The 13,603-nt window shown below is 69.7% G+C and carries 14 protein-coding genes; 12 read left to right on the top strand and 2 right to left on the bottom strand.

The features are described from left to right. The first annotated feature begins 42 nt into the window (after positions 1 to 42). The 9 genes from V8690_RS35580 (at position 43) to V8690_RS35540 (ending at position 9,190) form a co-directional block, all read left to right on the top strand. A complete protein-coding gene (locus tag V8690_RS35580; protein WP_338784167.1) occupies positions 43 to 852 on the top strand; it encodes a TetR family transcriptional regulator in 810 nt (269 codons plus the stop codon). Between the two features lie 388 nt (positions 853 to 1,240). Then, positions 1,241 to 2,584 (top strand): crotonyl-CoA carboxylase/reductase, encoded by a 1,344-nt coding sequence (ccrA, locus tag V8690_RS35575; RefSeq protein ID WP_338784166.1) that lies wholly within the window; start codon positions 1,241 to 1,243, stop codon positions 2,582 to 2,584. 19 nt (positions 2,585 to 2,603) lie between these two features. Continuing rightward, positions 2,604 to 4,631, top strand: coding sequence for a protein meaA (locus V8690_RS35570; RefSeq protein WP_338784165.1), 2,028 nt, complete (start codon positions 2,604 to 2,606; stop codon positions 4,629 to 4,631). Then, complete coding sequence (locus tag V8690_RS35565) at positions 4,628 to 5,590, top strand: CoA ester lyase (RefSeq protein ID WP_338784164.1); 963 nt, start codon at positions 4,628 to 4,630, stop codon at positions 5,588 to 5,590. Before V8690_RS35570 ends, V8690_RS35565 begins: the two co-directional genes overlap by 4 nt. A 5-nt stretch (positions 5,591 to 5,595) precedes the next feature. Continuing rightward, the gene (locus tag V8690_RS35560; protein ID WP_338784163.1) at positions 5,596 to 6,108 is read left to right on the top strand and encodes a MaoC family dehydratase; all 513 of its coding nucleotides are present in this window, start codon (positions 5,596 to 5,598) and stop codon (positions 6,106 to 6,108) included. A 2-nt stretch (positions 6,109 to 6,110) separates the two neighbouring features. After that, entirely contained in the window at positions 6,111 to 7,316 is a 1,206-nt protein-coding gene (locus V8690_RS35555; RefSeq protein WP_338784160.1) for an acyl-CoA dehydrogenase family protein, read from the top strand. A gap of 170 nt (positions 7,317 to 7,486) precedes the next feature. Then, on the top strand, positions 7,487 to 8,143 hold the full coding sequence (locus tag V8690_RS35550) for a phosphatidylserine decarboxylase (protein WP_338784159.1): 657 nt from the start codon (positions 7,487 to 7,489) through the stop codon (positions 8,141 to 8,143). 58 nt (positions 8,144 to 8,201) lie between these two features. Beyond that, entirely contained in the window at positions 8,202 to 8,984 is a 783-nt protein-coding gene (gene pssA / locus V8690_RS35545) for a CDP-diacylglycerol--serine O-phosphatidyltransferase (protein WP_338784158.1), read from the top strand. Between the two features lie 62 nt (positions 8,985 to 9,046). Continuing rightward, entirely contained in the window at positions 9,047 to 9,190 is a 144-nt protein-coding gene (locus V8690_RS35540; RefSeq protein WP_338784157.1) for a hypothetical protein, read from the top strand. A gap of 18 nt (positions 9,191 to 9,208) precedes the next feature. Here V8690_RS35540 and V8690_RS35535 read toward each other — a convergent pair whose 3' ends face one another. Next, positions 9,209 to 10,327: a glycerate kinase gene (locus V8690_RS35535; protein WP_338785568.1), complete on the bottom strand. Its 1,119-nt coding sequence runs from the start codon at positions 10,325 to 10,327 to the stop codon at positions 9,209 to 9,211. Positions 10,328 to 10,545: 218 nt separating this feature from the next. On the opposite strand from V8690_RS35535, the gene V8690_RS35530 reads away from it, so the two are divergent. The 3 genes from V8690_RS35530 to V8690_RS35520 all read left to right on the top strand — a co-directional run bounded on the left by V8690_RS35530 (position 10,546) and on the right by V8690_RS35520 (position 13,108). Then, positions 10,546 to 11,619: an ADP-ribosylglycohydrolase family protein gene (locus V8690_RS35530; RefSeq protein WP_338784156.1), complete on the top strand. Its 1,074-nt coding sequence runs from the start codon at positions 10,546 to 10,548 to the stop codon at positions 11,617 to 11,619. Between the two features lie 165 nt (positions 11,620 to 11,784). Next, positions 11,785 to 12,279 (top strand): NUDIX hydrolase, encoded by a 495-nt coding sequence (locus tag V8690_RS35525; protein WP_338784155.1) that lies wholly within the window; start codon positions 11,785 to 11,787, stop codon positions 12,277 to 12,279. Between the two features lie 73 nt (positions 12,280 to 12,352). After that, positions 12,353 to 13,108 carry a Sir2 family NAD-dependent protein deacetylase gene (locus V8690_RS35520; protein WP_338784154.1) on the top strand — a complete coding sequence of 252 codons (756 nt, stop codon included), beginning with the start codon at positions 12,353 to 12,355 and terminating at the stop codon, positions 13,106 to 13,108. Here the strand turns inward: V8690_RS35520 and V8690_RS35515 are convergent. After that, positions 13,068 to 13,601: a methylated-DNA--[protein]-cysteine S-methyltransferase gene (locus V8690_RS35515; RefSeq protein WP_338784153.1), complete on the bottom strand. Its 534-nt coding sequence runs from the start codon at positions 13,599 to 13,601 to the stop codon at positions 13,068 to 13,070. The genes V8690_RS35520 and V8690_RS35515 overlap by 41 nt on opposite strands. Positions 13,602 to 13,603: the final 2 nt, after the last annotated feature.

Genomic DNA, 13,603 nt, shown 5'->3' with positions numbered 1-13,603 from the left:
GGTCATGCGCGGCGAGCTGCACACATGCAGTACGTTCGGGGCATGTCCCAGCCCGCCAAGTCCTCACGTACACCGGCTACGGCCGACGCGCCGGAAAGTGCCGCAGGCTCTCGCGCCGCCGCCCAGCGGCTCAAGATGCGCCGGGAACTGGCGGCCGCCGCGATGGAGCTGTTCGCGACCAAGGGCTACGAGGCGACCACCGTCGACGAGATCGCGGCGCAGGCCGGGGTCGCCCGCCGCACGTTCTTCCGCCACTTCCGCTCCAAGGAAGAGGCGATCTTCCCCGACCACGACGACACCCTGGTCCGGGCCGAGGCGGTGCTCAACGCCGCGCCCGCGCACGAGCATCCGCTCGACACGGTGTGCCGCGGCATCAAGGAAGTCATGAAGATGTACGCGGCCCGTCCGGAGATCTCGGTCGCCCGCTACAAGCTGACGCGCGAGGTGCCCACCCTGCGCGAGGCGGAGATCGCGTCCGTGGCCCGCTACGAGCGTCTGTTCACCCGCTACCTCCTCGGCCACTTCGACGAGCGCGCGCACGCCGACGACGCCAACGACGACCCGCTGCTCGCGGAGGTCGCCGCGTCCGCCGTGGTCACCGCGCACAACCACGTGCTGCGGCGCTGGCTCAGGGCGGGCGGACAGGGCGACGTGGAGGCGCAGCTGGACCACGCCTTCGCGATCGTGCGGAAGACGTTCGGCACGGGCATCGGGGCCGGGCGCACCGCGGAGTCGCAGCCGGCCGCGGCCACGGCCTCGGCGCAGGGCGAGGTGCTGGTGACCGTCGCCCGCACCGACGCCCCGCTGGACGAGGTCATGCGGACGATCGAGCAGGCGCTCAAGGAACGCTGAGCGCCCTTCGCCCGGTGACGACGTGTGATGACGGCCACCCTTCGGGGTGGCCGTTTTGACATGTCAGGGACTGTTTTGCAGCCCTTTGACGGCCTCGTTCGATCGATCATCGCTCATTTGTTACGTAAAGATTTCATCTGAGAGCAAGTTCTGGCACTCAGTGCCTTGCGGGGTGACACGCGGTGTCATACGTTGAAGAGGTCCGGGCGATGTCCCAGCAAGCCCAGCGCCTGCCCTCCCGGACGCCTGCGTCACAGGCAACCTCCCGCGCCACCAGCGCTGCCGAACAGCACCACCGCCGAACCGACGGCACACCCTCAACCCTCAGCAGCACCGACGTAACCGTCAGCGCCCCTCCCTCAGGGCGCTCACCGCCGGAGGCAACACCGTGACCGTGAAGGACATCCTGGCCGCGATCCAGTCGCCCGACTCCACGTCGGAGGACTTCGCCGCCCTCCCGCTCCCCGAGTCGTACCGCGCGATCACCGTGCACAAGGACGAGACGGAGATGTTCGCCGGGCTCGCCACGCGCGACAAGGACCCCCGCAAGTCGATCCACCTGGACGAGGTGCCGCTGCCCGAGCTCGGCCCGGGCGAGGCCCTGGTGGCCGTCATGGCCTCGTCGGTCAACTACAACTCGGTGTGGACCTCGATCTTCGAGCCGCTGTCGACGTTCGGCTTCCTGGAGCGCTACGGCCGCACCAGCGAGCTGGCCAAGCGCCACGACCTGCCGTACCACATCATCGGCTCCGACCTCGCGGGCGTCGTCCTGCGCACCGGCCCGGGCGTCAACGCCTGGCGGCCCGGCGACGAGGTCGTCGCGCACTGCCTGTCCGTCGAGCTGGAGTCCAGCGACGGCCACAACGACACGATGCTCGACCCCGAGCAGCGCATCTGGGGATTCGAGACCAACTTCGGCGGTCTCGCGGAGATCGCGCTGGTCAAGTCGAACCAGCTGATGCCCAAGCCCGACCACCTCAGCTGGGAGGAGGCCGCCGCTCCCGGTCTGGTCAACTCCACCGCCTACCGCCAGCTGGTCTCCCGCAACGGCGCCGGCATGAAGCAGGGCGACAACGTCCTCATCTGGGGTGCGAGCGGCGGACTCGGCTCGTACGCCACCCAGTTCGCACTGGCCGGCGGCGCCAACCCGATCTGCGTCGTGTCCTCGCCACAGAAGGCGGAGATCTGCCGCGCGATGGGCGCCGAGGCGATCATCGACCGCAACGCCGAGGGCTACAAGTTCTGGAAGGACGAGAACACCCAGGATCCCAAGGAGTGGAAGCGCTTCGGCAAGCGCATCCGTGAGCTCACCGGCGGCGAGGACATCGACATCGTCTTCGAGCACCCCGGCCGCGAGACCTTCGGCGCGAGCGTCTTCGTCACCCGCAAGGGCGGCACCATCACGACCTGCGCCTCCACCTCGGGCTACATGCACGAGTACGACAACCGCTACCTGTGGATGTCCTTGAAGCGGATCATCGGCTCGCACTTCGCCAACTACCGCGAGGCCTGGGAGGCCAACCGGCTCATCGCGAAGGGCAAGATCCACCCGACCCTGTCGAAGGTGTACTCCCTGGAGGACACCGGCCAGGCCGCCTACGACGTGCACCGCAACCTGCACCAGGGCAAGGTCGGCGTGCTGTGCATGGCCCCCGAGGAGGGCTTGGGCGTGCGCGACCACGCCAAGCGCGCCCAGCACATCGACGCCATCAACCGCTTCCGGAACGTCTGAAAGACAGCTGAGGTCACAGATGACTGAGCGTCAGAAGGACCGGCCGTGGCTCATGCGCACCTACGCCGGTCACTCCACGGCCGAGGCGTCCAACGAGCTGTACCGGCGCAACCTCGCCAAGGGCCAGACGGGTCTGTCGGTGGCGTTCGACCTGCCGACGCAGACCGGCTACGACTCCGACCACATCCTCGCCCGCGGCGAGGTCGGCCGGGTCGGCGTGCCGATCGCGCACGTCGGTGACATGCGCCGGCTGTTCCAGGACATCCCCCTGGAGCAGATGAACACCTCGATGACCATCAACGCCACGGCCATGTGGCTGCTGGCGCTCTACCAGGTCGTCGCCGAGGAGCAGGGTGCGGACATCACCCAGCTCCAGGGCACGACCCAGAACGACATCGTCAAGGAGTACCTGTCCCGGGGGACGCACGTCTTCCCGCCGGGGCCCTCGCTCCGCCTGACGACGGACATGATCGCGTACACGGTCTCCCACATGCCGAAGTGGAACCCGATCAACATCTGTAGCTACCACCTACAGGAGGCGGGCGCCACGCCGGTCCAGGAGATCGCGTACGCGATGTCCACCGCGATCGCCGTTCTCGACGCCGTGCGCGACTCGGGCCAGGTGCCGCAGGAGCGCATGGGCGACGTCGTCGGCCGGATCTCCTTCTTTGTGAACGCGGGCGTCCGCTTCATCGAGGAGATGTGCAAGATGCGCGCCTTCGGCCGCATCTGGGACAGGATCACCCGCGAGCGGTACGGCATCGAGAACCCCAAGCACCGCCGCTTCCGCTACGGCGTCCAGGTCAACTCCCTGGGCCTGACGGAGGCCCAGCCGGAGAACAACGTCCAGCGGATCGTCCTCGAAATGCTGGCCGTGACCCTCTCCAAGGACGCACGCGCGCGGGCCGTCCAGCTCCCCGCCTGGAACGAGGCCCTCGGCCTGCCCCGCCCCTGGGACCAGCAGTGGTCGCTGCGCATCCAGCAGGTGCTGGCGTACGAGAGCGATCTGCTGGAGTACGACGACGTCTTCGAGGGCTCGAAGGTGATCGAGGCGAAGGTGGAGGAGCTGGTCGAGGCCGCGTCCGCGGAGATCGACCGCATCCAGGAGATGGGCGGCGCGATGGCGGCCGTCGAGTCCGGCTACCTCAAGTCGCAGCTGGTCGCCTCGCACGCGGAACGCCGGGGCCGGATCGAGTCCGGCCAGGAGAAGATCATCGGTGTCAACGCCTTCGAGGGCACCGAGCCGAACCCGCTGACCGCCGACCTGGACACCGCGATCCTGACGGTCGACCCGGAGGTCGAGGCCCGCGTCATCGCCTCGCTCCAGCAGTGGCGCGACAGCCGCTACCAGCCGCCCTTCAACCACCCGCGGCCCTGCAAGGCGCTGGAGCGGCTGAAGGAGGCCGCCCGGGGCACCGAGAACCTCATGGAGGCCACCCTGGAGTGCGCCCGCGCCGGGGTCACGACCGGCGAGTGGGCCGGGGCCCTGCGCGCGGTGTTCGGCGAGTTCAGGGCGCCCACGGGTGTCTCCTCGGCGCCGGTGGCCGTCCCCGCCGAGGAGGGCAGCACGCTGGCCCTGGTCCGCCGGAAGGTGGATCTGACGGCCAAGGACCTGGGCGTCGGCAAGCTGCGCTTCCTGGTCGGCAAGCCGGGCCTGGACGGGCACTCCAACGGCGCCGAGCAGATCGCGGTGCGCGCGCGTGACGCCGGCTTCGAGGTGGTCTACCAGGGCATCCGGCTGACGCCCGAGCAGATCGTGGACGCGGCCCTCGCCGAGGACGTGCACGCGGTCGGCCTGTCCATCCTGTCCGGCTCGCACGCCCAACTGGTGCCGGACGTGCTCGAACGGCTGCGTGTGGCCGGTGCCACAGATATACCGGTGATCGCCGGTGGCATCATCCCGAACGGGGATGCCGAGCAGCTCAGGGCAGCCGGAGTGGCCGCGGTCTTCACCCCGAAGGACTTCGACATCACCGGAATCATCGGCCGCATCGTCGACGAGATCCGGAAAGCGAACAAGCTCGACCCCCTGGAGGTCTCCGCATGACCACGGTCAACCGCCTTCGCCCCCGGCGTTCCTGCCTGGCGGTACCGGGCTCGAACCCCCGCTTCCTGGAGAAGGCGCAGGGCCTCCCCGCCGACCAGGTCTTCCTCGACCTGGAGGACGCGTGCGCCCCCCTCGCCAAGCCCGAGGCGCGGCACACCATCGTCAAGTTCCTCAACGAGGGCGACTGGACGGGCAAGACGCGGGTCGTGCGCGTCAACGACTGGACGACCGAGTGGACGTACCGCGACGTCGTCACGGTCGTCGAGGGCGCCGGCCAGAACCTCGACTGCATCATGCTGCCGAAGGTCCAGGACGCCCAGCAGATCGTCGCCCTCGACCTCCTCCTGACCCAGATCGAGAAGACTATGGGCTTCGAGGTCGGCCGGATCGGCATCGAGGCGCAGATCGAGAACGCCCAGGGCCTCAACAACGTCAACGAGATCGCGCAGGCCTCCCCGCGCGTGGAGACGATCATCTTCGGCCCGGCCGACTTCATGGCGTCCATCAACATGAAGTCGCTGGTCGTGGGCGAGCAGCCGCCCGGCTACCCGTCGGACGCCTACCACTACATCCTGATGAAGATCCTGATGGCCGCCCGTGCCAACAACCTCCAGGCGATCGACGGCCCCTACCTGCAGATCCGCAACGTCGACGGCTACCGCGAGGTCGCCCAGCGCGCCGCCGCGCTCGGCTTCGACGGCAAGTGGGTACTGCACCCGGGCCAGGTCGAGGCGTCCAACGAGATCTTCTCGCCGTCCCAGGAGGACTACGACCACGCCGAGCTGATCCTGGACGCGTACGACTACTACACGTCCGAGGCGGGCGGCAAGAAGGGCTCGGCGATGCTCGGCGACGAGATGATCGACGAGGCCAGCCGCAAGATGGCCCTGGTCATCGCGGGCAAGGGACGCGCCGCCGGCATGCAGCGCACCAGCACGTTCGAGATCCCGGAGGCGTGACGGTCATGCAGTTCGGACGTACGTACGAGGAGTTCGAGGTCGGAGCGACGTACAAGCACTGGCCGGGCAAGACGGTCACGGAGTACGACGACCACCTGTTCTGTCTCCTCACCATGAACCACCACCCGCTCCACATGGACTCGAACTATGCGGAGAAGACGACGGACTTCGGCAAGAACGTCGTCGTCGGGAACTACATCTACTCGCTGCTGCTCGGCATGTCCGTGCCGGACATCTCCGGCAAGGCGATCGCCAACCTGGAGATCGAGTCGCTCAAGCACGTGGCGCCGACCTTCCACGGCGACACCGTCTACGGCCAGACGACCGTGCTCGACAAGTGGCCGTCGAAGTCGAAGAACGACCGCGGGATCGTGCACGTCGAGACCAAGGGCTACAAGCAGGACGGCACGCTGGTCTGCGTCTTCCGCCGCAAGGTCATGGTGCCGACCGAGACGTACATCAAGGAGCGCGGCGGCGAGCAGCCGGGCCGCCCCGAGCTCAAGGAGCAGGAGAAGTAGCCATGGCGCGACTCGCCCAGACCGCCGGTCTGACCGACATCCAGCAGGAGATCCTGTCCACCGTCCGCGACTTCGTGGACAAGGAGATCATCCCGGTCGCGACCGAGCTGGAGCACCGCGACGAGTACCCCCAGCAGATCGTCGACGGGCTGAAGGAGTTGGGCCTGTTCGGCCTGATGATCCCCGAGGAGTACGGGGGTCTGGGCGAGTCGCTCCTGACGTACGCGCTGTGCGTGGAGGAGATCGCCCGCGGGTGGATGTCGGTGTCCGGCATCATCAACACGCACTTCATCGTGGCGTACATGCTCAAGCAGCACGGCACGCAGGAGCAGAAGGACCACTTCCTGCCGAGGATGGCGGCCGGCGACATCCGCGGCGCGTTCTCGATGTCGGAGCCGGGCCTCGGCTCGGACGTGTCGGCCATCACCTCGAAGGCGGTGAAGGACGGCGACGAGTACGTCCTGAACGGCCAGAAGATGTGGCTGACCAACGGCGGAACATCGTCTCTGGTGGCCGTTCTGGTCCGAAGTGACGAAGGTCACCCCGAGGGCACCGCGCCCCACAAGTCGATGACGACCTTCCTGGTCGAGAAGGAGCCCGGCTTCGGCGAGGTCCGGCCCGGCCTCACCATCCCCGGCAAGATCGACAAGATGGGCTACAAGGGTGTCGACACCACCGAGCTCATCATGGATGGCCTGCGGATTCCCGCCGACCGCGTGCTCGGCGGGGTCACCGGCCGTGGCTTCTACCAGATGATGGACGGCGTCGAGGTCGGCCGCGTCAACGTGGCGGCGCGTGGCTGCGGTGTCGCTCAGCGTGCGTTCGAACTGGGTGTCCAGTACGCCCAGCAGCGTCACACCTTCGGGAAGCCGATCGCCCAGCATCAGGCCATCCAGTTCAAGCTGGCCGAGATGGCTACCAAGGTCGAGGCCGCACATGCGATGATGGTGAACGCAGCTCGCAAAAAGGACTCTGGCGAACGAAACGACCTTGAAGCCGGTATGGCGAAGTATCTTGCTTCCGAGTACTGCAAGGAGGTCGTGGAGGATTCCTTCCGGATCCACGGCGGCTACGGCTTCTCCAAGGAGTACGAGATCGAGCGTCTCTACCGTGAGGCGCCGATGCTGCTGATCGGTGAAGGTACCGCCGAGATCCAGAAAATGATCATCGGTCGGCGACTGCTCGAAGAGTATCGATTCCAGGGCTAGATGTCCGGATACGGGGTGTTTTCTTGGAGAAGAAGATCACACCCCGTCAGCACTCTTCGGCCGCCGACTCGGCTGCCTGGCTTACCCAGTTAGGGCCCCGAGCCGCTACGATCGCCGGAAAGCCGCCGTCCCCCGTCAGAGTGCGGCATCATCCGCTACGAAGGTCATCCATGCCCCACAGCCAAACCTCTGCACCTCGCGACAGCCGGGCCGGCGTACGCCTCGCGCGCGGAGCATCGCCGTGGCTCCTTCCGACCGTCGCCACCGCAGCCCTCAGCCTGGCCCGTGCCCGCCGCTCCGGCGCCGCCAAGGCCGTCGCCGTTCCCGCCACCGCGCTCGCGGCGGGAATGCTGTGGTTCTTCCGCGACCCCGAGCGCGAGATCGCTCAGGGCCGGGTCATCTCGCCCGCCGACGGTGTGGTGCAGAGCATCATGCCGTGGAAGGACGGCCGCACCCGCGTCGCGATCTTCATGAGCCCGCTCAACGTCCACGTCAACCGCGCGCCGCTGGCCGGCACGGTGACGTCGGTCGAGCACGTGCCCGGTGGCTTCGTTCCCGCCTTCAACAAGGAGAGCGAGAACAACGAGCGCGTCGTCTGGCACTTCGACACCGAGCTCGGCGACATCGAGATGATCCAGATCGCCGGCGCGGTCGCCCGCCGCATCGTTCCCTACGTGCCCCAGGGCACCAAGGTCGAGCAGGGCGAGCGGATCGGCCTGATCCGCTTCGGTTCGCGCGTCGACCTCTACCTGCCCGAGGGTGTGGAGGTCGCGGTCGAGGTGGGGGAGAAGACCGTGGCTGGGGTGACTCGCATTGACCGTGATTGATCCTGATACCAAAGCCGGCTGGGTCCCGGAGGCCGACGAGGTCGACGAAGAAGAGGAAATGCCCCTCTCTCTTCGCCTGTCGATAGCGGACACCCTGACGCTCGGCAACGCCACGTGCGGCTTCATGGCGGTGTACTTCACCACCACCGGCATCCTGATCCCGGACCTCACCGGCAGTCAGGAGACCGGCATGGCGCGCAACAGCGCGGCCACGGCGGTCATCCTGATGCTGTGCGCGGCGGTCTTCGACCTGTTCGACGGCCTGGTGGCGCGCAAGCTGCGCTCCTCACCCATGGGTGCCGAGCTGGACAACCTCTCCGACCTGATCAGCTTCGGCCTGGCGCCGGCGTACTTCGTCCTCGTGTACGGCATGGTGGCGGACGGCGCGTACCAGCGGGTGGCGGCGGTCGGGGCCATCGTCGTACTGCTGGCGGTGGTGCTGCGGCTTGCGAGATTCTCGTGCGTCACGGTGAAGGACGGCACGTTCCAGGGCATGCCGTCGCCGTTCGGTGCGCTGACGGTCGTGTCGATCGTGCTGCTGGAGCTGCCGTTCGTGGCGACGCTGCTGGCGATCCTGGGTACGGCGTGGCTGATGGTGAGCCGGGTCGAGTACCCGAAGCCGCGGGGGCGGCTCGCGGTGGCGATGCTGTCGTGGATCGTGCTGGGCATGGGCCTGATGGCGGCCTGGGCCTTCGACGCGCCGAGCGGGCAGCTGCTGCTTCAGACGGGATGCGCGCTTCAGCTGGTCATGGGGGCGGTGATTCCGCTGTTCGCGACGGCTCGGCGGGTGAACAACTTCCGTGACAACCGGCGGGAGGCGCGGGCGGCGCAGCTGCCCTGATCCCGTGCTGCCACTGACGGGTGTGGCCCGAGCCTCGAGGCTCGGGCCACACCCGTTTCGCGATGTTCTCCCTCGCCGGCTCGGGCCACTCCCTGGTGTGGGAGCTCAACGCCAAGACCGTGCACCGCATGTCGAAGCAGTGGTTCAAGAACGGCCGGGTGGCGGGTCTCACCACTGGCAGCTGCTTCAGGAGCCCGGAGAGCTGATCCTCCTGCCGTGACGGGTCAGGTCAAAAAGTCCCGCCCGATCCGCTCAGCCACCCGCTCCAGGATCGGCCCGGCCTCGGCGATGCACTTCGCCACGTCCGGCTCCGCGTCCGTCAGGGGGTAGGCCCGGCGGATTCCGGCTCGGCCCAGGGCCTCCGGGGGGAGGGCGAGGCGGCCGCAAACCGCTACGACGTCCTTGCCGGCCGCACGGGCCGCCGCGGCGACGCCCGCCGGGGCCTTGCCGTGGAGGGTCTGTTCGTCGAGGGAGCCCTCGCCGGTGATCACCAGGTCGGCGCGGTCCAGGGCGGGGGCGAAGCCCAGGACGTCGAGCATGACCTCGATGCCGGGGCGGAAGCGGGCGCCGAGGAGCAGGGCGCCGTAGCCGATGCCGCCCGCCGCGCCCGCGCCGGGTGAGGCGGCGTACCGGGCGGCCTCAGGTCCGGCCGACTCCTCCAGCACCTTCGCGAAGTGGGCGAGGGCGGCGTCCAGGGCCGCCACATCGTCCGGAGAGGCGCCCTTCTGCGGGCCGTAGACCGCGGGCGCGCCCTTCGGGCCGGTCAGCGGGTTGTCGACGTCGCTCGCGAGGACCAGTTCGATCTCGGTGAGGCGCGGGTCGAGGCCCGACAGGTCGGCGGTGGCCAGAGCGGCGAGGCCGCCGCCGCCCGGGGGTACCGGCTCGCCGTCCGTGTCCAGGAAGCGCGCGCCCAGCGCGGACAGCATTCCGGCGCCGCCGTCCGTGGTGGCGCTGCCGCCGACGCCGAAGACGATCGTGCGGGCACCCGCGTCCAGCGCGGCCCGCAGCAACTCGCCGGAGCCGTACGTGGACGCCGTGAGCGGTGCGAAGACCCCGGCGGGCAGCCGCTGGAGTCCGCTCGCCTCGGCCATCTCCACGACCGCGGTGCCGTCGCGCAGCGCGAACGCCGCCGTCACCTCGTCGCCGAGCGGACCGGCGACCCGTACCTCCCGGCGCTGGAACCCGGCCGCGACCGCCGCGGCCACGGTTCCGTCACCGCCGTCGGCCACGGGCAGCGCCTCGACCTCGAGGTCCGGTACGACCCGGCGCAGCCCGGCGCTCACCCTCTCGGCGACCTCCACGGCCGTCAGCGACCCCTTGAACTTGTCCGCGGCGACGAGCACCCGCTGTGTCTTCCGGGTATCGCTCACTGCGTCCGCCACTTGCACTCCCCTTGCTCTCCGGGCCCTCACGCACGTCAAGGCCAGTCGCGCCGCTGCGACCTTATCCGGAGGACGCCCCCGCCGTCAGCCTGTGCCCATCCCCTGGACCCGGGGGTCCTCGCCTTCAGGGGCGCGGGGAACTGCTCCTCAGGCGCGCCGAAAACGGGTACTCCATAACCATGCCCCCTGCGCACACCCGGACAGACCTCACCGACCGCATCCTCGGCGGCTGGCTGGGCCGCGTCGCGGGCAACATGCTCGGCAAACCGGTCGAGCAGGGCGAGGTCTGGACGCGCGACCGCATCGACCGCTACCTGCGGCAGGCCGCCGCACTGCCGCTGACCGACTACCTGCCCGAGCCGATCAGCGAACACGACGGCTTCGAGCTGCGCCCCGAGTGGCGCCAGTGCGTGCGCGGCCGCATCCACGGCAGCTGCCGTGACGACGACATCGACTACGCGATCCTCGGCCTGGACCTGCTGGAGACCCACGGTTTCGGCTTCAGCACGGAGCAGGTCGGTGACCTGTGGCTGCTGCGGCTGCCGTACCTCCAGACGTTCACCGCAGAGCGGGCCGCGTACCGCAACCTCGCGGGCGGGCTCAAGCCGCCGCTGACGGCGACGTACGACAATCCGTACCAGGAGTGGATCGGGGCGCTGATCAGGGCCGACATCTACGGCTGGACCTGCCCGGGCGTGCCGCGCCGCGCCGCCTCACTGGCCCGGCGGGACGCGGTGCTGTCGCACACCGGCAACGGGGTCTACGGGGCGATGTGGGCGGCGGCGCTGATCGCGGCGGCGTTCACGGCCCCCACGGTGCGGCACGCGGTCGACGAGGCCCTGGCCGTGATCCCGGCGAGCAGCCGACTGGCCCGTACGGTGCGCCGGGTCGTCTCCCTGCACGACGCCCGGATGTCCTGGGAGGACACGCTCACCACGCTCACCGAGGAGACCACCGGGATGGGCTGGATCCACACCGTCCCGAACGCCGCCGTCCTCACCGCCGGCCTGCTCTACGGCGACGGCGACTTCACCCGCACCATCACCCTGACCGTCCGCGGCGGCCTGGACACCGACTCCAACGGCGCGACGGCGGGCTCGGTGGCGGGTGTGTTCGGCGGGGCCGCGGCCATTCCGGACCAGTGGAAGGCGCCGCTGGAGGACACGGTCCGCAGCGCGGTGTTCGGCTTCGACGGGGTGCGGATCAGCGAGCTGGCGGAGCGGACGCTGCGGCTGGCGGTACAGGAGGCCTGACCGGATCGAACCGGCCATTCCCCGGCGGAGCGGGGTGACCGACCGATTCTTCAGCTTCGCGTCAAGGCCCCCGCGACGGCACCCGGAGCGGCGCCGCCGCCTCCGTGTGCGGCAGCGGCCACACACTGCGCAAGGCGATCCCGCTGGGGTGGTTACCCTGCCCCAATGACCACCTCTCCTGACTTCGCCGCCTACATCGCCTCCCTGCCCCGTGTCCTGGCCGGAGCCGCCGCGCTGTTCCGGGACGGCGAGGGCCGGGTGCTGCTCGTCGAGCCCAACTACCGGGAGGGCTGGGCGCTGCCCGGCGGCACGATCGAGTCCGACGGCGGCGAGACCCCGCGGCAGGGCGCGCGGCGCGAGACGGCCGAGGAGATCGGTCTGGACCGTGAGCTCGGCAGGCTGCTGGCGGTGGACTGGGTGCACGGGCCGGCGCGCCCGCCGCTGGTGGCGTATCTGTACGACGGCGGGGTGCTCGGCGAGGACGAGTTCAAGGCGATCCGCCTCCAGGAGGAGGAACTGCTGTCCTGGCGGCTGGTCCCCCGCGAGGAGCTGACCGGGTACCTGCCGGGCGCCCTCGGCCGCCGGGTCCTGGCCGGTCTTGACGCCCTGGCGGACGGTTCGGGCACGGCCGAGCTGGAGAACGGGCACCGGGTGTACTGACGGCTCCGCCCTGCCCGAGCCGCCCGCGATATCCGCTCGCCGCCGCGGTACGGCCCGGCCTACCCTCGGTGACATGGCCAAGCCCCTCGTCGCGCTCCTCACCGGTGCCGGTATCAGCACGGACTCCGGGATCCCGGACTACCGCGGGCCGAACGGGCTCTGGCGGCGGGATCCGGAGGCCGAGAAGCTCGTCACGTACGAGTACTACATGGGCGACCCGGAGATCCGCCGCCGCTCCTGGCAGATGCGGCGCAAGAACCGGACGCTTCAGGCGGAGCCCAACGCCGCGCACCGGGCGGTGGCCGAACTGGAGCGGTCCGGGGTACCCGTCCGGGTGATCACGCAGAACGTCGACGGGCTGCACCAGCTCGCCGGGACGCCCGCCCGCAAGGTCCTCGAACTGCACGGCACGGCACGGAGTTACGTGTGCACCGGCTGCCACACCCGCGGCCCGATGGAGGACGCGCTCGCACGGGTCGAGGCCGGTGAGGACGACCCGCCGTGCCTGGAGTGCGGCGGCGTCCTGAAGTCGGCGACGGTGATGTTCGGCGAGCGGCTCGACCCCGTCGTCCTCGGCCAGGCGGTCGCCATCAGCAAGGCCTGCGAGGTGTTCGTCGCCGTCGGCACGAGCCTCCAGGTCCAGCCCGCCGCCGGCCTCGCCGGTGTCGCCGCCGACCACGGCGCCCGCCTGATCATCGTCAACGCCGAGCCGACGCCGTACGACGACCGTGCCGACGAGATCGTCCGCGAGCCCATCGGCACGGCGCTGCCGGAGCTGTTGCGCGGTCTCATGGCCGAGGCGCGGCCCGCGGATCCTCCGGGCGCGTGAGCGCGTCAGGCTGGAAGAGGGCCGCCCCGCGCTCGAAGTCCAGCAGGCGCCGCTTGCGCTCCAGCCCGCCCCCATATCCCGTAAGGCTCCCGTTGCCGCCGATGACGCGGTGGCAGGGGACGACGATGCCGATGGGGTTGCGGCCGTTGGCGAGGCCGACCGCGCGTGAGGCGGTCGGGGTGCCGAGGGCCTCGGCGAGTTCGCCGTAGGTGCGGGTCTCGCCGTACGGGATGCGGCGCAGCTGGTCCCAGACGCTGCGCTGGAACGGCGTGCCGGTCAGGCGGAGTTCGACGGTGAACTCCTTGAGCTCGCCCGCGAAGTAGGCCTTCAGCTGGTCCTCCGTCTCCGCGAACAGGGTGTCGTCGCGGGTGCCGAAGGTCTCCTCCGGCGGGCGGTGGCGCTGGTCGGTCATGTAGAGGCCGCACAGGACGCCGTCCTCGGCGACGAGGGTGAGGGGGCCGTACGGGCTGTCGGTCACGGTGTGGTGCTTCATGG

The sequence above is a fragment of the Streptomyces sp. DG1A-41 genome (assembly GCF_037055355.1).
In the GTDB taxonomy this organism is placed as follows: Bacteria; Actinomycetota; Actinomycetes; order Streptomycetales; family Streptomycetaceae; genus Streptomyces.
This window is presented reverse-complemented; position numbering and strand designations above follow the sequence as displayed.